The organism is Candidatus Chloroploca mongolica, from assembly GCF_004762035.2.
Taxonomy (GTDB): Bacteria; Chloroflexota; Chloroflexia; order Chloroflexales; family Chloroflexaceae; genus Chloroploca; species Chloroploca mongolica.
Genome location: NZ_SIJK02000028.1, coordinates 27,246 through 50,070, shown reverse-complemented (window position 1 = coordinate 50,070; position 22,825 = coordinate 27,246). Strand labels below are relative to the sequence as shown.

20 protein-coding genes and 1 tRNA gene are annotated in these 22,825 nt (G+C 56.5%); 14 read left to right on the top strand and 7 right to left on the bottom strand.

Translation table 11 applies throughout. The annotated features are described in order from the left end of the window. Positions 1–79: 79 nt before the first annotated feature. The 4 genes from EYB53_RS15480 to EYB53_RS15465 all read right to left on the bottom strand — a co-directional run bounded on the left by EYB53_RS15480 (position 80) and on the right by EYB53_RS15465 (position 4,644). Entirely contained in the window at positions 80–1,249 is a 1,170-nt protein-coding gene (locus EYB53_RS15480; RefSeq protein ID WP_135479337.1) for a S1C family serine protease, read from the bottom strand. Between the two features lie 182 nt (positions 1,250–1,431). Beyond that, positions 1,432–2,700, bottom strand: a complete 1,269-nt coding sequence (locus tag EYB53_RS15475; protein ID WP_135479336.1) for a Glu/Leu/Phe/Val family dehydrogenase — start codon at positions 2,698–2,700, stop codon at positions 1,432–1,434. Positions 2,701–2,798: 98 nt separating this feature from the next. Further along, a complete protein-coding gene (locus tag EYB53_RS15470; protein ID WP_135479335.1) occupies positions 2,799–3,644 on the bottom strand; it encodes a BtpA/SgcQ family protein in 846 nt (281 codons plus the stop codon). Positions 3,645–3,663: 19 nt separating this feature from the next. Next, positions 3,664–4,644: a carbohydrate kinase family protein gene (locus EYB53_RS15465; RefSeq protein ID WP_135479334.1), complete on the bottom strand. Its 981-nt coding sequence runs from the start codon at positions 4,642–4,644 to the stop codon at positions 3,664–3,666. A gap of 120 nt (positions 4,645–4,764) precedes the next feature. On the opposite strand from EYB53_RS15465, the gene EYB53_RS15460 reads away from it, so the two are divergent. The 3 genes from EYB53_RS15460 to EYB53_RS15450 all read left to right on the top strand — a co-directional run bounded on the left by EYB53_RS15460 (position 4,765) and on the right by EYB53_RS15450 (position 8,401). Continuing rightward, positions 4,765–7,179, top strand: a complete 2,415-nt coding sequence (locus EYB53_RS15460) for a response regulator (protein WP_135479333.1) — start codon at positions 4,765–4,767, stop codon at positions 7,177–7,179. 184 nt (positions 7,180–7,363) lie between these two features. Continuing rightward, positions 7,364–8,296: an eIF2B alpha/beta/delta subunit family protein gene (locus tag EYB53_RS15455; protein ID WP_135479332.1), complete on the top strand. Its 933-nt coding sequence runs from the start codon at positions 7,364–7,366 to the stop codon at positions 8,294–8,296. 29 nt (positions 8,297–8,325) lie between these two features. Beyond that, positions 8,326–8,401: transfer RNA gene (locus EYB53_RS15450), tRNA-Arg, on the top strand. Positions 8,402–8,408: 7 nt separating this feature from the next. Here EYB53_RS15450 and EYB53_RS15445 read toward each other — a convergent pair. Together EYB53_RS15445 and EYB53_RS15440 are read right to left on the bottom strand one after the other, a co-directional pair. Then, positions 8,409–9,593, bottom strand: coding sequence for an MFS transporter (locus EYB53_RS15445; RefSeq protein WP_135479331.1), 1,185 nt, complete (start codon positions 9,591–9,593; stop codon positions 8,409–8,411). An 18-nt stretch (positions 9,594–9,611) separates the two neighbouring features. Then, positions 9,612–10,733, bottom strand: coding sequence for a DNA alkylation repair protein (locus EYB53_RS15440; RefSeq protein ID WP_135479330.1), 1,122 nt, complete (start codon positions 10,731–10,733; stop codon positions 9,612–9,614). Positions 10,734–10,852: 119 nt separating this feature from the next. On the opposite strand from EYB53_RS15440, the gene EYB53_RS15435 reads away from it, so the two are divergent. From EYB53_RS15435 to EYB53_RS15425, 3 genes are all read left to right on the top strand, one after another. Then, positions 10,853–11,236 (top strand): phage holin family protein, encoded by a 384-nt coding sequence (locus EYB53_RS15435; protein WP_135479329.1) that lies wholly within the window; start codon positions 10,853–10,855, stop codon positions 11,234–11,236. A 43-nt stretch (positions 11,237–11,279) separates the two neighbouring features. After that, positions 11,280–11,930, top strand: a complete 651-nt coding sequence (locus tag EYB53_RS15430; RefSeq protein ID WP_167857430.1) for a polysaccharide deacetylase family protein — start codon at positions 11,280–11,282, stop codon at positions 11,928–11,930. A 66-nt stretch (positions 11,931–11,996) separates the two neighbouring features. Next, the gene (locus EYB53_RS15425; RefSeq protein ID WP_135479327.1) at positions 11,997–13,508 is read left to right on the top strand and encodes a helix-turn-helix domain-containing protein; all 1,512 of its coding nucleotides are present in this window, start codon (positions 11,997–11,999) and stop codon (positions 13,506–13,508) included. Between the two features lie 147 nt (positions 13,509–13,655). Here the strand turns inward: EYB53_RS15425 and EYB53_RS15420 are convergent, their stop codons facing one another. After that, on the bottom strand, positions 13,656–14,597 hold the full coding sequence (locus tag EYB53_RS15420; RefSeq protein WP_135479326.1) for a glycosyltransferase family 2 protein: 942 nt from the start codon (positions 14,595–14,597) through the stop codon (positions 13,656–13,658). A gap of 53 nt (positions 14,598–14,650) precedes the next feature. Here EYB53_RS15420 and EYB53_RS15415 point away from each other — a divergent pair, with 53 nt between their 5' ends. The 8 genes from EYB53_RS15415 (at position 14,651) to EYB53_RS15380 (ending at position 22,822) form a co-directional block, all read left to right on the top strand. Further along, positions 14,651–15,718 carry a glycosyltransferase gene (locus EYB53_RS15415; protein ID WP_167857429.1) on the top strand — a complete coding sequence of 356 codons (1,068 nt, stop codon included), beginning with the start codon at positions 14,651–14,653 and terminating at the stop codon, positions 15,716–15,718. Beyond that, positions 15,699–16,886 carry a glycosyltransferase family 4 protein gene (locus EYB53_RS15410; protein ID WP_135479324.1) on the top strand — a complete coding sequence of 396 codons (1,188 nt, stop codon included), beginning with the start codon at positions 15,699–15,701 and terminating at the stop codon, positions 16,884–16,886. The genes EYB53_RS15415 and EYB53_RS15410 overlap by 20 nt, the downstream gene beginning before the upstream one ends. A gap of 16 nt (positions 16,887–16,902) precedes the next feature. Further along, positions 16,903–17,835, top strand: a complete 933-nt coding sequence (locus EYB53_RS15405) for a class I SAM-dependent methyltransferase (protein WP_135479323.1) — start codon at positions 16,903–16,905, stop codon at positions 17,833–17,835. 78 nt (positions 17,836–17,913) lie between these two features. Next, positions 17,914–18,771, top strand: coding sequence for a hypothetical protein (locus tag EYB53_RS15400; protein ID WP_135479322.1), 858 nt, complete (start codon positions 17,914–17,916; stop codon positions 18,769–18,771). A gap of 20 nt (positions 18,772–18,791) precedes the next feature. After that, the gene (locus EYB53_RS15395) at positions 18,792–19,532 is read left to right on the top strand and encodes a class I SAM-dependent methyltransferase (RefSeq protein ID WP_167857428.1); all 741 of its coding nucleotides are present in this window, start codon (positions 18,792–18,794) and stop codon (positions 19,530–19,532) included. A gap of 296 nt (positions 19,533–19,828) precedes the next feature. Then, complete coding sequence (locus EYB53_RS15390; RefSeq protein WP_135479320.1) at positions 19,829–21,205, top strand: hypothetical protein; 1,377 nt, start codon at positions 19,829–19,831, stop codon at positions 21,203–21,205. 98 nt (positions 21,206–21,303) lie between these two features. Continuing rightward, the gene (locus EYB53_RS15385) at positions 21,304–21,903 is read left to right on the top strand and encodes a hypothetical protein (protein ID WP_135479319.1); all 600 of its coding nucleotides are present in this window, start codon (positions 21,304–21,306) and stop codon (positions 21,901–21,903) included. A 28-nt stretch (positions 21,904–21,931) separates the two neighbouring features. Further along, positions 21,932–22,822, top strand: a complete 891-nt coding sequence (locus EYB53_RS15380) for a GNAT family N-acetyltransferase (RefSeq protein ID WP_135479318.1) — start codon at positions 21,932–21,934, stop codon at positions 22,820–22,822. Positions 22,823–22,825: the final 3 nt, after the last annotated feature.

Genomic DNA, 22,825 nt, shown 5'->3' with positions numbered 1-22,825 from the left:
GTTGTGAGGGCGTCAGCCCTCCACGTCCTGCGCAAGGGTCGCAGGCCCATGCGCAGGACGTTTGCTGGCAACCCGAATGTCAACGTACAGTAGGTCGTTCGTCGAGGACAACGTCAAGCGTGATTTCGGCCCCATCACGCAAAACCGTGACCTTGACGGTCTCACCAGGCGTGTGGCGCAGCAGTAACTGGCGCAACGAGGTGTTGTAGTCGATGCGCACGCTGTCAATGGCGGTAATAATGTCGCCCTCACGGATGCCTGCACGGTCTGCGGCACTGCCAGGCTCGACTGCGGCCTGCCCACGAAGCCCGCTTTGGATGAAGGCACCATTTTGTACAGGCAATTCAAACTCTGCGGCTACGTTGCCATCAATGGGAAGATAACGTACGCCGAGAAACGGATAACGCACTTCGCCCGTCGCGATCAACTGATCCATAACACTACGAAAAATCGTACTTGGCACGGCAAATCCGAGGCCCTCGACCGGCGCACTTGACCCGAAATCAAAGTCACTGCGGACAACAAGGGTGTTAATGCCAACTACTTCGCCATTGAGGTTGATCAACGGCCCACCACTGTTTCCACTGTTGATGGCGGCATCCGTCTGAATCAGACCCTCCATCGAGCCAACCGAACGATTGAGCGCACTCACCACGCCAGACGTGACCGTGTTGCGGAAGTTGCCAAGGGGGCTGCCGATCGCCAGTACTTGCTCGCCGGGTTGCAAGGCTGCTGCGTCGCCAATGCTGGCTACCGCTGGCATATCGCCGTTAACCCGAATAACAGCAATATCGTTGAGCGCATCGGCCCCAATTAATTCAGCTTCGCGGCGACTGCTATCAGCAAAGACGACGGCAAGCTGTGTGGCCCCTTGAATAACGTGGTTGTTGGTGATGATGTAGCCATCCTCACTCACAATCACCCCGCTACCACTGCCCATACCAGTGGCACTACGGTTGAGCACCGTCACGACTGCAGGGCCTACTTGTTGCACCGCAGCGACCGCCGGACTGATCGTCGTGTTCGGTGCGCTGCGTTCGGTTCCGCCGGTCGGTTGGGTCGCGAGTTCTGTCGTTGCGAGTTCGGCGCGTACCGGCTGAGCCAGCACTGTGCTGGCGGTAGCCTGTTGTCGACTGACCATGAGGGCCGTAAAACCGCCAGCAACCGCACCACCACCAATGCCAATAAAGAGACCAAGCAAGAGCATCACCAGAAGTAGCAGCGGATTTGTCCTGTATGATTGTTCCATAAACCACCTACCTTAAGCTTTATTTCTGTTTTGATTGGTTTCAGTATGCACCAGTAGCCTGAGCAGCAATTTAAGTTTGCATAAGAACAGGATGAGAAAAAGGGTCTGGGTCGCAGCAAAAAAGCCAGCGGTAGCTGGCTTTTTTGCTGCGACCCACCAGATGAAAAGGCCACGTCTGGAGCCTATGGATAGATCCCCCGGGTTGCCACGGCATCGGCGACGCGGCGTACCGCAAGCGCACCGGCAGCCGTCCGCAGATGTACCTGATGCTGTTGGGCCATCTGTACAACCTCGTGGAACGAGCGCTGCATTACCCGTTCGAGTTGTGCATTCACTTCACGCTCAGACCAGAAGAATGACTGGAGCCCCTGCACCCATTCAAAATAGCTTACCGTCACCCCTCCAGCCCCGGCCAGAATATCAGGCACAACCATAACCCCCTGGTCGAAGAGGATCTCATCGGCTTCAGGGGTAGTCGGGCCATTGGCCGCCTCGGCAACAATGCGGGCGCGCACATGGGGTGCCCGGGCACCATCAATGCTCTGCGCCAGGGCCGCAGGAATGAGAATATCGCAATCAAGCTCGATCAGGGTCGCATTGCTGATCTGGTCGCCCTCGGGATAGTCGATGACACTACCGGTCGCTTCTTTGTGCAGGGCAACGGCAGCAGGATCAAGACCGCGTGGATGATAGACCCCTCCCTGGCTATCACTCACAGCGACGATAGTCGCACCAAGCGCATGCAGCATACGGGCGATACTTGCGCCGGCGTTGCCAAAACCCTGGATGGCGACCCTAGTTTTGGCAAGGTTCATCCCTGCGTGTGCGACCGCCTCAATCAAGATATAGACGAGACCGCGGGCGGTTGCTTCGTGACGACCCTCTGAGCCACCTATCGTGAGCGGCTTGCCCGTTACAATCGCGGGGACGGTATAGCCCTGATGCATCGAGATCGTATCCATAATCCAGGCCATAATCTGTGGATTTGTGTTGACATCAGGGGCGGGAATATCACGATCAGGGCCAATCACCAGACTGATCTCGCTGGCGTAGCGTCGGGTCAGGCGTTCGATTTCATGCTGCGAAAACTGCTTGGGATCAACGATCACGCCGCCTTTGGCCCCGCCATAGGGCAGATGCGTCACCGCACATTTCCACGACATCCACATTGCCAGCGCACGCACTTCATCGAGCGTAAGCGACGGATGATAGCGGATGCCGCCCTTGGTCGGCCCCCGCGACAAGTTGTGCTGGACACGATACCCTGTGAACATGCGGGTTGTGCCATCATCGAGTTTGACCGGAAAGTTGACGCTCAGTTCGCGCTGGGGGACGCGCAAAATACCGCGTAAGTTTGCGGGCAGGTCAAGCAGATCGGCCGCACGATCAAATTGACGCTGGGCAATCGTAAACAAATTCTCGGTCGTGTCTGGCAACGTTTCAAACACCATTGGTTGCATGCTCCTCGTCACTGAGTAGGTTCGACACCAGTTGGTGGCATCTTCTTTGATACCCCATGTCCTCATTGTACCACGCTGCTGCGGCGTAATCAGCGGGAGGCCTCCACAAAACGACGAACACGTTCCACATCAACAGGATTGGCGATTGCCCCATCGCCTTTGATGCTGCTGCCAACAATGACCCCATCCGCGATCTCCATAAAGGCACCAATATTATGTTCGTCAGTTCCTGAACCCAGCAAAATGGGCGTTGTCCCAGCATGTTGGCGTGCCTCACGGAGCTTGGCGAGATCAGGGGCATCACCCGTCATGCGCCCTGAGACAATCAGCGCATCGGCCCCAAAAAAGCGTGTCCATTCAATATGCGTTGCCAGATCAATCCCTGGAAAACGCACCGAATGTTTTTTATCCACATCGGCAAAGATCTTGATCGACTCGGCCTCGAGCTCGGTACGTCGGCGCAAGAGATCCGCCGCACACCCTTCGTCCCACGAACCAGCGTCCCAAACCCCTGCACCAGTAAACATACAGACACGGATGAAATCGGCTCCAGCAGCGATGGCAATCCCGAGCAACGCGACGCCACCGTTGTGAACGAGGTTAATGCCGAGGGGCAACTCGGGAACCGCTTCACGCACAGCACGCGCCACCACCGCATGGGCCGCAATGCTTTCGGGTTGCACATGGGGGCCAGCGCGAAAGGGAATATCCCACATGTTTTCCACAATCAACCCGTGACAGCCACCTTCGGCCAGGGCGTTGGCATCACGCACGGCCTGTTCAATAATCGTTGCCATGCCATAGCCGCGATACCCAGGCGCACCTGGCAAGGGCCAGCAGTGAACCATGCCAATGACCGGTCGCGGGGTCGTAAAAACCTCACCCAGATGGGCGATCCGCAGGGCGTCAAGGCGTTCTTTCCAGTGTGGAGGCATAGAGAAGGTTCCTTTGTCGTTAGATTCCAGAGGAGATCGGGGCCAGCAGATAGTGCAGACCATAGGTGAGCCGCATCGCTAATTCCGAGCGAGTTGGAATAGCATCAGCGGCCCCTGAACGGGTTGCCGTCAGCGCACCCATGGTGTTCGCCAGGGTTGCACACTCGCGCACCTCGGCTCTGCGTAGACAAGCCCAGGCATACGCAGCCGCAAAGGCATCACCGCACCCATTTGTATCAACAACCTTGATGACCGGGGGCAACACATCGAGCCGCACGCGCCCGTTGGCAATGCTGCATCCCTGGGCTCCACGCTTGATCACAACGTGCGCTACGCCGCATTGCAACAGGTGATCCAGGGCTTGCTGGAGGCTCATACCGGGCAACAACGCACGTAGTTCATCCTCGTTCATCGTCAACAACCAGAGATGGGGCAGCATGTCGAAGAGAATGTCACGGGCCAGCCGAATGGCGGGCAGGCAGAGATCGAGGGCCACGGGAAGAGCGCGCTCAAAGGCCAGTTGGGCCAACCGCAGGGCCGCATATTGCTGCGAACCTTCCAACAGGGCATGAGCACAAAGAAAGAGCAAGCCGCACGTATCAAGCAGATGTGTTGGCAAGGCCTCGCCTTGATAACGCAGATTAGCCCCGCGAAAACTAACAAAGGTGCGTTGCCCTCCCGGCGAGACAATCACCCCACAGAGGCCGGTGGCAACCTCGCTGTCGGTTTGCACCCAGCGCAGATCGAGGCCAGCTTTGCGCGCAGTCGCTTGCACGACTTCGGCCGCCGGATCATCGCCTATCCGCCCCAGTAAGGCGACCTGTGCCCCAAGACGGCTGAATGCAATCGCGCTATTCAAACCGGTTCCTCCACTGTGCCAGCGCAGACGTTCAGCCGAAATATCACCACCCTCATCAGGAAATGATGGCACAATAAAGCTAAGATCTGCGTTGATATCACCGAGCACAAGGACGGTAGTTCCTGCTTGATCGGGTATCATATACTTCTGCCATTCTTATGAGGTTTTACCTTGCTGCTGACGCTGACAGTAGTGTACAATTGACTCCTTAGATCGGCAACTTGCGAGGGTCTTGACCCAGGTTTTGAGCACAAGCGCCTTATGGAAGAAATTCTGATTATTGATGACAGCGAGCAGATTACTGACTTGCTGGCAAAATATGTCTTGCCCGAACTGGGTTTTCGCTCGATTGTGGCCCACACAGGTCGTCAAGGTCTCCAGCAGTTGCGTATGCGCTTGCCGGATCTGATCCTGCTCGATCTGCAATTGCCTGATATCAGCGGGCTCGATCTGTTACGTTTGATCGCGCAAGAAGGCTACGATGTGCCGGTCATCTTGATGACCGCACACGGCTCGGAGAACATTGCGGTCGAAGCCTTCCGCCTTGGGGCACGCAACTATCTGATCAAACCCTTTTCTGATACCGAAGCCCGGGTCGCTATTGATCAGGCCCTGCGTGAGCGTCGTCTCCGTCGTGATAAAGAACGCCTGACCGTTTCGCTGCAGCAACGGGTGCAGGAGTTGACCGTGCTCTATCGCATTGGCAAGTCGGTGACTGGGCTGATGGATCTTGAGCAATTGCTCGAACGGATTGTGGAAGCCGGCGTCTATATTACTCAGGCCGAAGAGGGTTTCCTGCTCCTGTATGATCCCGAACATCAAGAACTCTACCTGCGCGCCGCCAAGAACCTTGGTGATCAGCGGGCCCAACGCTTACGCATGCCTGTCGGTGACACCCTCGCTGGTCAGGTCGTCCGTACGGGTAAGCCGATCCGCCTTGATCAAGCCCGCGCAGGCTTTGCCCTCAAGGTCAAAACCGGGTTTCTTGTACGGGCTATTCTGCAAGTTCCGTTGATGGTGGGCGATCAGGTGATAGGGGTTCTTGCCGTTGATAACCGGCAGGCTGATCGGACGTTTTCTGAGAATGATCAGTATCTCCTGGCGACCCTCGCTGATTATGCGGCCATTGCCATTGAGAATGCCCGTCTCTATGAAGAGGTGAAACATTCGGAACAGCGCTATCGCGATCTCTTTGCCAATGCGTATGACATGATCTTTTTGCTTGATCGCGATGTATGCCTGACGAGTATCAATAAGGTCGGTGAAGAACTGATCGGTATGTCCTGCGAGGCTTTGCTCGGACGATCCTTGCAGTCACTTGCGACCCCAGAGTCGTGGCATGAGGCATGGCCTTCGCTCAACGCTCGGCTTGAGGGACAGCCCGGCCAACCCTTTGAACTTGAATTGGTCGCAAGCAATAATGAATCTATTTACCTGGAAGTTTCGACCCAGGTGATCATGAATGGGCACGGAATCAAGGGGTTGCATTGCATTGCCCGTAATCTCACCGAACGCCGTCATCTTGAACAACAGTTGATCCAGTCGGAAAAACTCTCGGCGATTGGCCAACTCGTGGCTGGCGTGGCTCACGAGTTGAATAATCCGCTCACCAGTGTCAGTGGGTATAGCCAGCTCTTGTTGCGCGATCCCGCGTTACCTCATCAGATACGCCAGGATCTTGAGCATATTCGCACGCAGGCTGAACGTGCGGCCAAAATTGTGCGCAATCTGTTGATTTTTGCGCGTGAACACAAACCCGAACGTTCAATGGTCGCCCTCAATGCCGTTGTGGAGAGTGCCCTCGCTTTGCAACAGTATCAACTCAAGGTTGATACCATTTCTGTGGCCCTTGAGCTTGATCCGAACCTCCCCGAGACTGTCGCCGATCCACACCAGTTGCAACAGGTGCTCCTCAATCTGATCACCAATGCCCGCCACGCGATGCTCGAAAAGGCCAGGCCGGGTACCATGACTTTGCGTACCAGGTTGAAAATGCGTAGCGATGGCGAAGCAGTGATCCAGCTTGAAGTTGAAGATACTGGCATTGGTATTTCCCAACCATACCTTCAAAAAGTCTTCAACCCTTTTTTTACGACAAAAGCGATTGGTCAGGGAACCGGGTTGGGCTTGTCGATCTGCTTTGGGATTATCCAGGAGCACCAAGGGCATATCTGGGCCGAAAGCCAGGAGGGTGTCGGGACGGTGGTAAAGCTTACCCTTCCCGTGCGCACGATGGAAGTAGAGCAACCCAATGCTCCCCCCGCTCCTCTTGCTAGCCCGACCGCATTGCTTAAGCCTTCACTCAAGATCCTGGTCGTTGATGATGAAGAGCCTGTGGTTGAGTTGTTGACGCGCATGCTCGAAGATCTGGGACATGCTGCCATTGCAGTCACCAGTGGTACTGCAGCCCTCGAAGTTTTCCAGCGGGAGACCTTTGATCTGATCCTCTCAGATGTGAAAATGCCGGTCATGAATGGCTTTGAGTTCCTTGATGCCTTACGTCAGATTGATCCACAGGTTGCTGAGCGGATAATTTTTGTGACCGGTGATACGGTGAGTCCGCTGACGTATGCCGAGTTCAAAGAGGGACTCTATCGGTTCCTCGCGAAACCGTTTACGATCGAACAACTTGAGCAGATTATAGCCTCGGCGCTGAACCTTCGCTCCCCCTTTTAATTCCCTTCGTAACGCTCAACCTTCCTCTTTTGTTGTCAATCTTTACACAATCCGCTAGCTTTTTATTCCTGTGCAACTGACAAAATTGTGGTATGGTACAAATACGCATGGTTTTGTCAAGCTGAAGCTCCTCTTGTGCTGTAGCTGTATCCGATCAGATTGTTGCTCACACAGGGAAGGTGTTGTGGATAAGTTTACTGCACAGGCAGTTGCGACGATTGTCGATGATAACATCTCGGGCGCGGTTGAGATTGCTGACAAGAGCGCCGAGGTGCTCTATCGTTGGGTGCGCAGCGATCAGTCAACGACGATCACCGCCCTGGAACAGAACGTCCTTGATGTTGGAGGCACCTTAATCAAAGCCCATCCAACCATGGCGCCTCTCGTGAATCTTATTAATGCTCTTCTGTGGGCTGTGACGTCAGCCGATGAGCTGGGACAGGCTCGTGCCAGGGCAGTTGAAACTGTCCATGAATTTAAGCGTCGTTTGCATGTCCACGAGGCAGCCATTGCCGAGACTGCCTTGCGCTTGATTCCCGAAGAGGGTCAGATTGTGACGACTGGACGCAGTACAACGGTTTGTGCCGCTCTGCGCCATGCCCAGCGCGCCGGTCGCCGTATCAAGGTTGTGTGTGCTGAGGGCCGTCCGGCATGCGAGGGTCGTAGCCTCGCGACCGAACTGGCAGCAATTGGCTTGCATGTGACGCTTGTTATTGATGCGTTGGCAGTCATGTTTGCCGCCCAGGCGCAACTCGTGCTGGTAGGGGCCGACTTCCTTGATGCCCAGGGCCTTGTGAATAAGGTTGGTACCTATGCGATGACCCTGGCCGCAGGGGCGAGTGGCGTGCCGGTCTATGCGCTCTGTGGCAGCGAAAAATTCCTGCCTCCGGGCTACCATCCGCCACCTCAGGCTCGCTGGCCTGGCGAGCAAGTGTGGGATAATCCCGCACCCGGGGTCAAGGTTGAAAACCTCTATTTTGACCGCACCCCGCTTAATGCACTGGCAGGCATTGTGACCGAACAGGGTATTCAACCTTCGGTTGGCATTGAGGCATGGTTGGCCGCAACACGTTTGCATCCTGCGCTGAGCGATATACCAGGAAGATACTGGTCATAAGATTTAGTGGTATTATGACCCAGGTATGTGGGGCTGTAGCTCAGGGGATAGAGCACCCGCCTTCTAAGCGGATGGCCGTGCGTTCGAATCGCACCAGCCCTGCCACACTTGCTCAGATGTTGATGCGCCAGTTGGCGATCAAGGCGATGCCAAAGGCTGTCAGACAGGTCGCCACCACCCCTATCCAGCCGAAGGCTTGCCAGGCCAACCCCGGCACAACTGCCCCCAGGGTGCCCCCAATATAGTAGAAGACGAGGTAGAGCGCCCCGGCCCCGCCTTTCGCTTGTTTGGCCAGGGTGTTGACCAGTGCAGGTGCGATCGCTTGCGCAGTAAACATGCCGGTACACAAAATAAAGAGGCTGATGGCAATCAACGGTAAGACCGGGATCAGCGTAAGGCTGAGTCCGAGCATCGCAATGAGCAGGCCCAGCGTAATCAGGGTGCGACGCGAAATACGGTTCGAGAGGCTCCCAGCGATGGGTGACACTAGGACACCAGCCAGATAGCTGACATAGGCAAAGGCGACCATGGTCGGTGACAGCAGGAATGGTTCGCCGGTTAGATAAAAGGGGAGAAATGTAAAAGTGCCAATAAATCCGAAAAAGAGTGTGCCGCCGATCATAAAGGCACTGAAGAGTTGTGGGTCATGGATATGGGCAAACATCGCTCGGTAGGCCTGGCCCCATCCTCCCGACTCTCTCACGCGATCCTCGGGTAACAAAAACGCAAGCAGCAGGGCACTGACCATCGTGAGCAGCGCAAAGATGACGAAAACCTCGCGCCACCCGGCCAGATCGGTAATGATGCCACTTGCGACACGCCCCACTAACCCGCCGGCAACATTCGCTGCGACCCACCCGCCGACAACTTTGCCCAGAGCGGCTGGCCCGACGAGATCCCCCAGGTAAGCTACGGCTATCGCCGTTAAGCCGGGAATGCAGAGTCCTTGCAGCGCGCGAAAGAAGAGCATCTGCTCGAAACTGGTCGCAAAGGCCCCGAGCATCGTTGGCAGACTCAACAGGGCACATGCTGCTACCATCACCGATTTGCGCCCGATCATATCGCTCAACGGTCCGTACGCGGTGGAACCAAGCGCAATCATGATGACAACCGCCGAAATCGTGAGCCCGGCGGTCGAAGGTGTGACCTGAAATTCTTCGGCAAGCAACGGTAGGATCGGTTGGGTCAGGTACATGTCTGAAAAGACGACTGTTGCGGCAACATAGAGCGCAAACATCGCCCAACGCAGATCCACCTGGGTTGATGAGGTAGCGAGATTAGGGATGGGTTTTGGCATGAGGTTTGCTTTGCATCTTTATGCTTGCTCGAGCATAAATGTGATGTGTCCAATGATTGCGCCATTGATTTGAAGCTCGATCTGATGTGCTCCTGGATAATAGCGCCGTACCGTAACTGGCGCAAAAGAGTGCCTACGGGTCAGGGTGAGGGTCGCCCCTGGTTCAACGAGGCGTGTGGCCCATTTGAAGACTTTGCGCCGTCGTTCGCCACGTGCGCCAACCAGATGCAGGATATAATCAATGACCAGTTGCTGTGGACGGATGCTGCTGCTTTCGATCTGCACGGCAAGATGCACTATGCCTCCAATTGGCACGGTCGTCGGCGTTACGCTCAACGCGAGCAGGCTCACTTCGGGTGAGGCTGCCCCAAGGATGTGCAGGGCGTCCGGATGACCTTGCTTGACGAGGGTGCGCAGCGCGTGGCGGATCAACGCGAGGCGTTGTGTATCGGCACCTTCGCGCCAGCGGCTCAGCGTTGCCACAACGAGTTCGGGGTGATCTTTGGCAAGATCATTGAGATTATTGGCGACCGAACGGCGTACGTAGGCTGAAGGATCGTCTTTGAGGTGTTCGAGCAAGCCGAGGACAGGTGTTGGATCGACGATAAACTGATCGAGACGAGTGGCCCATGGTAGACGAGGGCGGGTTCCTTCGCTGACGAGACGACGGACATGGAAACTCTCGTCGGTGACCCACTGATGCAGCTTTGCGAGCACCGCATCAGGATAACGCACCAGAAAAGGCCGAATGGCAAATTCAGCGGTGTGACGCTGCGTAAGCGCATGCATCGCAGCGAGCGACGCCTCAAGATGATCAAGGCCATGCAGTTCAACAAAGGCCGCCACTGGCATCAAATACCAGCCATCATTGAACATACCCTGATCTTCGCGATGGGGTGGCCCGAGCATTGCCAACAGGATTGATAACGCAAGCGGATAGTCGGCAGGAAGATGATCCCGCAGAGCCTGGGCAAAAACCGTTACGCGGGCCTTTAATTCAAGTGGCGCAAGCTGTGGTACGACCTGTGCGGTGAAGGCTTCAGCCGGAAACGAGGGCGCAACAACGCTCAGGCGTGTCGCCAGATCGTGGGCCAGCCGTGCATCAAAATAGTCCTTGAAGCGCTGTCGCTCGGTCATCATAGATCGTTCCTTCCGTATGGATCTATTATAATGAACCTACACGGGTCATACGCACCTTCCTCACTTTTGCGGTATGATATGTGCTGGCGGCGTGGTTCGCTCACAGAAAGGAAGCACATATGCAACTCTTGTTGCGCTGGCTCATCACGGCAGCATCGCTGGTAGTCGCGGCCTGGACGGTGCCCGGGATCAATATTACCGACCAGAATGGCTGGTTTGCCGTGCTGGTCATGGCTGCGGTTTTTGGCCTGGTCAATGCCTTTATTCGACCATTGCTGACGCTCCTCTCGTGTCCACTTGTGATGTTGACGTTGGGGCTCTTTACGCTGGTGATCAATGCGATCTGTTTTAGCTTCTCGGCGTGGATCGCCTCAAGTTTTTTTGGGGCCGGTTTCACCGTTGATGGCTTCTTCGCGGCGTTGTTAGGGTCGATTGTGGTGAGCATTGTCTCGTTCCTTCTTTCTATCTTTCTCCCCGACTCCAATGAGCAAAAGAGGCGTTAGACCAGGCTGGGCCGAGCTGTTTCAGACCTATGCAGCCACGTCGTTGAATGATGCGACGCGGCTGCTTGATCGCCATTTTCCCGAGATCTTCTGGATGGGTGACCAATCGCGCCTGCAAATAGCGCTCAGTTATGATGATGGGCCGCATCCTGATGATACGCCGGCGTTGCTCGAGGTGCTGCACCGCCATCGTGTCGTTGCAACCTTTTCATGGCTTGGTGAACGGGTCAAGGCGCATCCCGAGTTGGTTCAGGCCGCCGCCGCTGCCGGTCATCAGTTGATGGTTCACGGCTACCGCCATCGGTCGTTTCTGCTCGAAAATCAGATGGCCCTGCACGGGATGCTTGATGAGACCCGCGATCTGCTGGCGAAGTATAGCGGACGCGATCCTGCGATGATTACGAGTGTGCGTCCTCCCTTTGGACACTTCAGTGCCTCGCTGATCCAGGCTTTTCACGCGTGGGGTTATCAGCCGGTGCTCGGCAGCATTATGCCTGTCCACTGGATGCAACCGGCGGCACTGAGCATCCGTCAAGTAGTTGCGCAGGCCGACGCTGGCGCATTGATCGTCTTGCACGAAGCCCTCGCCGGGCCCTCTGTTGCGACGCTGACTGATGCCATCCTCAGTGCGCTGACCCTCCGCGGGCTTGAATTCGTGACGATTGACACGCTGCGCCAGAACCGACAGCGCTGACAACTTGCCCAGGATGTCTGCTCATGCTATGATCACGAGGATAGACTCAGCACATAGAATGGCACCATGACCAACGACATCCAGATTAGCGAGCGTGAGCGCGAAATTTTGCGTCTTGTCGCAACCGGGGCGACCAATCAGCAGATCGCCCTGCAGCTGAATATTAGCATCAATACGGTCAAAGTCCATCTGCGCAATATTTTTGGCAAGATCGGGGTCGTCTCGCGTACCGAGGCAACTGTCTATGCGATTCGCAATGGGCTTGTTTCGGCGACGCATCTTGATGCCCCGGAGTTACTGCTTGAGCTTGGTGTGCCTCAGCCACAAACGTTGGCCGAGCCAGTCACGACGGTTACGCCTGTTGAGGTTGACCCTGCCCGCCTAGTTGATGACTCTCGTCTTGAGTCAGAGCCAGATCTTGCCCCTGCCGCCCCGGTTCTTGCTGCGACCAGGCCGCAAGTTACGCCTATTGATGAACCGATCGCGACGAATGGCGTTGTGTCTGGCCCACGTACGAGCCCTCGCCCAACGAATCAGGGGTTGCTGGTAGGCACCTTTGTGCTTGTGGTTGTGCTCGGCCTGGTGGGTTTTGTGCTCTGGTCGGGGCGCGATACAGCAGAACCGTCGGCGCCTGTGGTTGCCACTGATATTCCTGGCTCAGCGGGAACAATGCAGCAGGGTTCACACGAGCGCTGGATTACGCATACGCCGTTGCCACGCCCACGCCATGATCTGGCGCTGGCCGCCTATGATGTGGATGGCCGCATCTATGCCATCGGTGGGATGCAGGACGATCAGCCGCTCGCTTTGCTTGACCGGTACGATCCTCAGACGGGTCTCTGGGTTTCGCTGGTCGATAAGCCAACTGCAGTAAGCGAAATAGACGCTATCGTACTGCGGGGTAAAATTTATGTCCCCGGTGGTGAAACCGTTGGGGGAACAGTCAGCAATGTGCTTGAAGCCTACAACCCGCGAGAGCAGCAATGGGAAGTGTTGAGTTCCCTGCCTGAGCCACGGAGTCGCTATGCGCTGACGGTATGGGAAGGTCGGATCTACGTGATTGGCGGATGGAACGGGCAGCAGCTCGTTGAAGATGTGTTCATCTATGATCCTGAGCAGGATAGCTGGTCACGGGGTGTCTCGTTGCCTTCAGGTCGCCAGTATGCTAATGCGACAACTCTGGCCGGTCAGATCTATCTGGTAGGTGGCGAAGGCGCGAGCGGCCCTTTGCGTGACACGCTTCGCCTTGATCCGGGGGCCGACAATGGCGGTCGGTGGGAAGGCAATGCGCCGATGCCCATTGCCATTGCCAAGCCCGGACTTGCCGCGGTGATCAACTCACTGCTCGTCTTTGACCACGATGCGCTGGCAACCTGGCAGTATAATCCAGTTGCTGATGCCTGGTCACCATATACGATGCCCGAGATTGCGTTCCAGGCGAGTGATCTGGTGCTCTTCAATACCAGCCTCTTTTTTGTCGCCGGTGCCGATGCGTCGCCACCGGGCGCCGTCGGCGAATACCGGGTGATCTTTACGATCTTTGTCCCGAGCCGCGCCACCGAGCCGCTTGTGCCATAAGCAGAGGCCTTGGATTAGGCTAAGCATCGTAGGCTGTCAACGACGTTTCCTTCTATGCCTCTGGTACCGCTATCCGTCGCACGCTTGGCGTCCAGATGCGTTCTCAAAACCCTTTGTGCCTTTGCGCCTTTGCGTCAAATCATCAGCCTACTCATGCGTCACCCCAAGCACTGGCCCCCGCAATGGGCGTAGCCGATAGCCATCGAGCGTCCCTCGCCACAACCAGAGGGCTGGCTGCCAGTCGCCACGAAGCAGATCGCCCCCGGCTTTCACAGCGGTGCTCAGCAAGAGATAGCTCAAGGTCAACGTCGCTGAGTGCCCATGGGGATAGTGACGGTAAAAGCGCCCACGTCCCCAGGCAAAGGCATACCGACTAGCAGGTTTGACCTTGTTGGCACTGAGCGAGACGCGATGCCACATCCGTGCGGCGGGGATGCACCAGATCTCGTACCTGGCTTTGCGCGCCCGTTGACAGAAATCGGCGTCCTCGAAGTACATGACGTAGGTAGGATCGAGCAAGCCCACGTGCTCAAAGACCTCGCGGCGCACAAGCATGGCGCACCCAGTCACATAATCGGCAGGAAAGGGTTGCCCGCCGGTACGACGGATCTTGCGTAGGCCCAGGTTGACGGGCACGGGAAAGTGGGGATGCTGGCGTGCGCCGATCTGCCAGAGGCGTTCGGGCGCATCATAGTAGTAGATCGCCGGCCCGAGAATGCCGGCTTGTGGCCGTTGTTGCGCTGCCCCCAGCAACGTCGCGAGCATGGTAGATTCCACAACCGTATCATTATTGAGCAAGAGGATCGAACCCGCCCCGGCGCGCAACGCTACCTCAATGCCGGCGTTCATCCCCCCGGCAAACCCACGGTTTTCTGGCAACGCCACCAGTTCTACCTGATCGGGAAAGTGATGCCGGATCTGGTGCAGGGAATCATCAGTTGAGCCATTGTCTACCACCAGAAGGCGTACCTCGGGCAGCGCAGCGGCTTGGAGTGACTGCAGGCAGGCGATGGTATCCGCAGGTAAATTCCAGTTGAGCACAACCACATAGAGCGGAAGAAGTTGGTCAGGGACGGCGGGTGAGGCCACGAGCGTTGCCTTTACCCTGCAACTGAGCTATAATGGCCGTCGCAGGAGGATGTATGCGAGTACTGTTCGTATGTGGACGTGAGCCAGAATATGTCCGTAATCAGATTATTTTGAAAGCACTTCAGCAGCATGCTGAGGTGATTGCAATTACTGATAGTGGCAAGAATTATATCATACGTCACGTACGGCTTTTTTTTAAGGTATTAATGCATCGTAAACCTCACGATATTGTTTTTGTGGGGTTTTATGGTTACCTCCTTGTCCTTCTAATGCGTTTATGTACGCGGAAGCCTGTTGTTTTTGATGCGTATCTCTCGACGTTTAATACGCTTTGCCTTGATCGTCGTGTGATTAAGCCTGATTCGTTCGCCGGACGCATGATCTTTTTGATGGATCGTCTGGTTTGTCGGATGGCCGATGTTGTTGTCCTCGATACCCAGGCCCACTGTGACTATTTTACCCGGTTGTACCATTTACCCCCCGAATTATTCCGGGTTCTCTACCTTGGGTATGACGAAGAGATCTTCTTTCCCCGCCCTGCGCCAGCCGAGCATCCGTTCAAAGTCTTTTATTATGGCTCGTTTCTGCCGTTGCAGGGCATTGAATATATTGTTCAGGCCGCAAAATTACTCGAAAACGAGCGTGAGATTGTCTTTCAAATCGCGGGTGAAGGGCTTCGCTTTGGGGAGATCCGCGCTCTGGCTGAGTCACTTGGATGCACCAATATCGGCTTTATGGGCTGGGTTCCCTACCACAAACTGCCCGAGGCTATCGCCGAGGCGTCAGTTTGCCTGGGGGGGCATTTTTCTGATAATAGCAAAGCCCAGAATGTGATTGCCACCAAGACCTATCAGTTTTTAGGGATGGCCCGACCGACGATTGTTGGCAATAATGCCGCCAATGCCGAGATCTTTGTTCATGGCGAGCATGTGTATATGTGCGAGCTTGCGAATCCGCAGTCGTTAGTTGATGCGATTTTGACCCTGCGCAGTGATCGCGAGCTACGCGAGAAGATTGCCTGGGGGGGCTATTCCCACCTGATCGAGCGCTATAGCATTGCCCGCATTGGCGCTGTGCTGAATGATATTTTGATGGAAGTCCATGCGCCTCTGCCTGATTAGCCTTGATGTTGCTCCAGTACGGTCGTCGGGCCTCGCAGTGTATGCTGAACGGCTAGCTGAACGGCTAGTTGCTGGTGGACACGAGGTGACGATGGTGGCCGCACGGCGCCCTGGGACGCTGCTGCGGACGGTGACGGCGGGCATGGTGGTCGAGCGGGTTGCCATTGGTCGATCCGACTGGATTGGCTATGGTTGGCACGCTGCCCGGCATGTTGCACTGCAGCACGCCCGGCAACCGTTTGATCTCGTTCATTTTCTCGATGTGCATTTTGCCTGGGCCTACCGCGGGCCTTTTGTGGCGAGTCTGCTGCAATCGTTTCACCAGCGGCTTACCGCCGATAATGGTCAGCCCTATGCTTCGTCGGCGGCGAATCGGGCTTTTCGCCGGGTGTACTATACAACGGCGATGCATCTGCTCGAACGGCCAACCCTCTACCGCGCCCAGGCCTTGGTCTCGCTGAGCGAGGCGACACGACAGGAATTTGTGACCCACTATGGCCTATCCGAACGGGCGATTGCGCTTACCCCTGAGAGTGTCGATACCGACTATTTTGCGCCTCAACCAGCCGCCCGTGTTGAGCCGTTGCGTCAGCAACTCGGGCTCCAAGGGTGTCGGGTCTTGCTCTATGTGGGCTTTTCCAACCCACGCAAAGGGCTAGAGTATCTCGTCGCGGGACTGGATGCCCTGCCCGATGATGTGCGCCTGGTCATTGTTGGGCAGTGGGACGCAGCCTATCGACAGAAGGTCATTGAAGCTGCTGGAGGAGCCTGGAAGCGGGTGCTTGAAGTTGGGAGTGTGCCCGATGCCGTGATGCCGGTCTACTATGCGCTGGCGGATCTGGTTGTTTTGCCTTCACTACTCGAAGGCTTCGGGTTGCCCGCCCTCGAAGCGCTGGCCTGTGGGACGCCGCTTGTTGCCACCCGTGCTGGCTCGCTCCCCGAAGTGATTGGACCATGTGGCCTGCTGGTGCCACCGCGGGATACGCCTGCCCTCGTCGAAGCCATCAGCAGCCTCCTGGCTGATCCGACAAGACGGGCCGCGCTGTCCGTGGCTGCTCGTGCCCGCGCACTCAGCCATTTTTCAGCCGAGCGCGCATATGAGTCGATCATGAACGTGTATAATGCAACCGGTTCGATGAAGCGTTCGTCCAGGATCACAACAGGTTAGGAGATGCCCGGCAACGATGGAAAAGACTGCATGCTTGCTCTGTGGCGCAACTGAGACACGTCACCGCTATACACTGCCCGATTCGTTGCTGGGGTTGCCCGGAAGCTTTACCCTGGTCGAATGTGTCGCATGTGGCCTGCTCTATCAAAATCCGCGGCCTGCTCCCAACGAGATCGGCTCCTATTATCCTCCCGACTATGATCCTTTTGTGCCCCCACCCTGGGCCAACCCCAGCCTGCTGCAAGGCATGCTGCACCTCTATGGCTTGAAAAAACGGTGGCATCTGGTCGAACGTCACGCCCCATTGCGCGCTGGCAAACGCAGGCTCCTTGATGTAGGCTGTGCTACCGGCGTCTTTCTTGGTACGGGTAGCGCTGCCTGGCAGACGGTTGGGGTTGAATTGAGTGCCGACGCGGCGCGGCAGGCTCGTGAACTCTTTGGACTCACCGTTCATCAGGGTACGCTCGAAGAAGTTGCCTTGGCCGATACGCCCTTTGATGTGATCACGATGTGGGATGTGCTCGAGCATCTATATCAGCCGCAGGTAACCCTGCAACGGGTGCGCGAACTCCTGGCCCCTGATGGCATCTTTGTGGCCCGTGTACCTAACCTTTCGGCCTGGGATGCTCGTTTATGTGGCCGCTACTGGGCCGGGCTCGATCAGCCGCGCCATATGTTCATCCCTGATGAACGTAGGTTGACGCAGATGCTCAATCAGGCTGGCTTTCAGGTGCGCGAGATGATTTGCCTTGGGAGCACCTACCAGGTTATGATGCTCAGTTGGCGCTTCTGGTTGCGTCAACATGTACGCAACGAGATCCTGCAACCACTTGCCCAGCGTGCCCTAGAAAATCTTATCGTGCGCACGGCGCTCTTGCCCCCACTCTGGGTGATTGACCGTAAACTCCACAAAGGCGCGGTGATCACGGTCGTCGCCCAACCGGTATAAATGATGCTAACAAGCTTGTGGCAACGTGGGCGTACCATTTGGGATAAGCCCCAGTCACGCCGAATCATCGTAGGAGGGATGCTCGCTGCGGCCCTGGCGGTCATCTTGATCACGATTGTGCGTGACTGGCGCTCCCTCGTAACCTATGACTGGCAATTTGATGCGGTCTTTTTGGGTTTGAGCAGTGTGGCCTACACAGGTTCGTTGGCGGTGGCGGTCATTGCCTGGGGCTTTATCATGTCGGCGCTCAATGTGCGCGTTGGGTGGCGTGACCATGGGCGTTTTTTTCTCTACTCGTGGATGGCCCGCCGCTTACCTACGCCTGCCCCGTTTGTCGCGAGTCGTGTGCTGCTCTATGAACAGGTTGGGGTTGCGCGGCGGATGACGCTGCTCGGGATGCTCTGGGAACAGATTCTTTTGATTGCCTCGGGTGGTCTGCTTGTCGTGATGCTCTTTCCTTTGACGCCATTGCTGAATGGCAACATCCCCTTGCTGCCAGTGGCGCTGGTGGCGCTGGTGAGCCTTGTGGTGGCGGTGCGTCCGATGCTGCTGGTGCGCCTGTTGAACCTGATTCTCAAGCGCTGGAAGCGTGAACCGCTGACCCAGTTGCTTGGTTTACCGGCCACGCTGCTGGTCGTGGGCTTGCATATGCTGGTCTGGTTGAGCGGGGGCTTGATTCTCTTCTTCCTGGTGCGTTCGATCTATCTGATCGAGTGGTCAATGTTACCAGTTCTGGTTCAGATCTGGGTTGCCAGCGGGTTGGTTGGTGCGCTCTCTTTTCTCATCCCGATCGGGTTTAGTTTTCGTGATCTCAGCATGGTCGTCTTGTTGACCCTGATTGTGCCGCTCTCTGTCGCCTTGATCATCGCCTTGCTGATGCGCGTATGGATTACGCTGAATGAATTGTTCTGGGCGCTGGTCTTTTCGCGATGGTAGAGCCTGAGCGTGAGGTGTGTATGTCGTGGTATCCCATTGAAATCCGTCACACGCCGACGGAAGTAGCCGAACAAGCGGCGTATGATACGCTCTATCGTGACCGTGGTCTGCATCAACGCGACTCGCTCTATCTCTGGTTTCTTGATCTGGTGCGGCGAGCGTCGCCGCCGCCGGGGCGGTTGCTGGATGTCTCGTGTGGTGAAGGCGATTTTCTGCGCTTTGCCCAGCGTGCTGGCTATCAGGGGATGGGCATTGACTTTTCGGTGGCGGCTCTGCATCAACTCGACCAGCGCGGAGGGGCGGCGATTCCGTTGGCCGCCTCGAATGCCCAGCGGCTGCCATTTGCCGATCATACGTTTGATCTGGTCACCAACATTGGCAGCCTCGAGCACTATTTTGCCCCCGAGCAAGGAGTGCGTGAAATGGCGCGGGTGCTGCGCCCCGGCGGCACTGCCGTGGTCTTGTTGCCCAACGCCTTTGGCTTGTTTGGCAACATCTGGCATGTCTTGCGGCACGGCGAGGTCTTTGATGATGGACAACCGCTGCAGCGGTATGCTTCTCGCGGCTCATGGCAACGCTTGCTGGCCGATCATGGTCTGCGCACGCAACGCGTTGTGGTACTCGAACGCCCGCTGCCCCGTACGCGCACTGATTGGCAATGGATGCTGCGGCGACCGCATACCTTTGTCCGCAGTCTCATCGGCCCAATAGTACCAGTCAATCTTGGCGATCTGCTGGTCTTTGTTTGTACACCATCATAATGGTTTTCCAGAAATAATCCGTTACCCTAGACCTCACAGGTCTGACAGACCTATGAGGTCTGGTCGATCGAGGGGCAGAAGTTTGGCTTTAGCAAGCGCTAAAAACCACTAATACTTTCGGGTTACTCCTCTTTTTGTTGGGTATTAGTGATGAATCCACAGCATTGGAACCAGATGGATTAGGGTTGACTCTTCTAAAGAGGTATCGCCAGGTGGTTGGTACCTATGCTACAGTGAACGTCATAAGGTTTCGCATCAGGTTCTTGATGTGTAGGTAACGAAAGGACACGTACGGTATGCTGCGCAAAGTGACAGCAATTGCTCTCGTGACAGGGCTAATCATGGCCCTGGCGCTGGTGCTTGCACCAGTTCGGTCGGTAAGTGCTCAGCAGGGCATTCAGTGGAGTACTGGTTTTCAGGTGCAGAACCTGGGTACCGCTCAGGCAACCGTTGATATTCGCCTGATCAACCCTGATGGCACGTCGGCTGCCAACATTCTTGGTGAGTCGATTGCGGCGGGTTCGAGCAAGACCTATTTCCCGATCCCAAGCGTTGAGACTGGTTTCAGCGGCTCGGCCGTTATCGAGGCTGATCAGCCTGTGGCGGCGATCCTGAACATCCTGGGCAACAACGGCGTCGCTGGTCAGCCGTTCTACAGTGAGGCTGCAACTGGCCTGACTCAGGGCGCGACCACGGTCAACCTGCCGCTGATCCAGCGTGGCAACTCGGGCTTCGATACCTGGTTTGCAGTGCAGAACGCGGGTACCGCAGCTGCGCCGGTGACGGTGGTCTTCACCCCCGGCCCCGGTGCTAATGATGGCACTGCTGACACGGTCACCTCGGCTGCCATTGCCCCTGGCGCGTCGCTGGTCTTTGATCAGTCCACGCGCACCGAGCTTGGTACCCGGTTTGTTGGTTCGGCCCAGATCACCAGTGCCCAGCCCGTTGCTGTGGTGGTCAATCAGGTTGGTAAGGCTGGCTTCCAGACGCAGTTGACCTACAGCGGTTTCGCCGCTGGCTCGACTGAGGTTGTGCTGCCCCTGGTGCAGCAGGCCAACGCTGGTTTCTTCAGTGGTATCTCGATCCAGAATATTGGCACCGCTGCGGCTGATGTGACGGTCGCTTATGGGGCCAACACCGTTGCTGATGGGGTGAGCCTGACGAATGAGACCTTCAACCTTGGCGCTGGTGCGAGCCAGGCGATCATCGTCAACGGCGCTGACCGCTACATCGGTTCGGCGATTGTGACTTCGGCCCAGCCCATTGTGGTTGTCGTCAACCAGCTTTCGACCCAGTTCGGTACCTCCTATGAGGGTATTTCGTCAGCCGGTGCGACCACCCGCGTGAGCTTGCCGCTCTTGATGGCAAACAATGGTGGCTTCTTCACCGCTGTGCAGTGCCGCAATGCCGGTACCGTTAGCACAACGGCGACCATGACCTTCACGCCCAACGCGGTTCCTGGTAGCACGACGACCCCTGAGCCTGAAACAGCAGAGCTTGCCGCTGGTCAGTCGGTGACCTGGTTCCAGAATGCCAAGATCCCCACCGAGCGCTACATTGGTGGTGCAACGGTGACGACTAGCCCGGCCAGCAATGTGGTTTGTATCGTCAACCAGCTTGCTCCTGCGAATGCCGGTGATGCCTTCCTGACCTACAACGGCATCAACTTCTAAGACGGGATACGTCCACGATCCGGTCGATGGCTCTATCAGGGGTGTGGAGAAACCGCAAGGCGGACTCTCCACACCCCTTTGCATGAGGTATACAATTTATGCAACGTACGTCTTTCTGGCTGCCCCTGGCCCTCTGGCTGGTTCTGTTGACCATGCTCGTAGGCTGCGGCGGCCCGGCAACCGAAACCCAGACTCCTCTCCCTGAACCGACTCAGGTGGCTACCCCTGAGCCTTCTGAGGATCCTTATCCATACCCCTATCCGATCGTGCCTTCTATGCCAACGGTCGATCCTGCCTATCCTGGCCCTGGCTATACGCCACCACCAGGACGGCAGCCTGAACCGCTTCCTGTTCCATCAGAAGGGACGGGCGTTGTCCACGGGGTACTCTATAGCATCCAGACTGATGAAATCGTTTATGATGCCATTGTGCTCTACCTTTCGCCAGTGATTGCGACGGACGCGACGACGATGGATGCAGTTAGCCATGATCCCGAGAATGATCCCTGGGTCACACCGGACGGTGAGGGTGGGTTTGCCTTTGGTGATGTGCCTCCTGGTCGCTATGCCATTGTTGTGCAGGGTCCGTTGAATCAGTACCTTGTTCGTCAGGGTGACGATTCGTCGCAGGATCTCATCTTTGAAGTGGAAGCCGGGCAGACTCTGGATCTGGGTAAGGTATATACTGGTTATCCCTAAGCGATTGTTGCGTTGATCCAGTAAGGGTATGTGGCTATTTCGTAAAAGTATCGACTTGAATCAGGCGGTGGCGCGCCCTGTCCAGGCAACCGATCTAACCGCTGCAACGCGGCTGTTGCGTGAGGCTGGGCGGCGCTACTATGCGATGACTGGTGCTGACCTCGAGCATTTGATGGCCCAGCAATGGGGTGCAGTTCTTGAGGTTGGCACCACGATGGTTGCTATCGCGCTGGCCAATCAGCCTGCCGAGGGCATCTGCTGGATCTATGCAGTTGCCCTTGGTGATGGGCTCGATCTGCGTTCTGCTCTGGCTACGCTCTTGCCGGTGTTTGACGCGACGCTCCGTCGGCAGGGCGTTTATACGATCTTCTATGCCGGTGATGAGCAGGCCGATCCCTGGCTGGTGCCCGCGTTGCAGGCCCAACAGTTTGAGCCAGAAACTGAAGTTGTTGTGTATGAAAAACGACAACTACACATTCCTCATCAGGGTAATCTTGCGATCACGGTGCGTCCAGCCCTGCCTCTCGATCTGCCTGCTGTGCTTGCGGTCGATCGGGCGTGTTTTGAACCGCAGTGGACCAAAGATGCCACGATCATGCGCACTGCCCTTGAGCAAGGCCCCTATGTTGTGGTTGCTGAGCATGGAGAGGCGATTGTTGGCTATGCGTATGCAACCACCCATTTTGGCGGACGCCTCGTTCATCTCGTGCGTATTGCCGTTGACCCCGCGTGGCGTGGCAAAGCGATTGGTGTTCGCTTACTCGCCGATGTTGTTGACTTTACCATCGCGCAACGGGCGCATGTCTTGACACTCAACACCCAGGCATATAACATGCAAGCACAGCGCCTCTACCAGTGGTTTGGCTTTGTCACAACTGGTGAGCGTCAGTTGATCTTGCGTCGAAACCTACATCCTTAAACT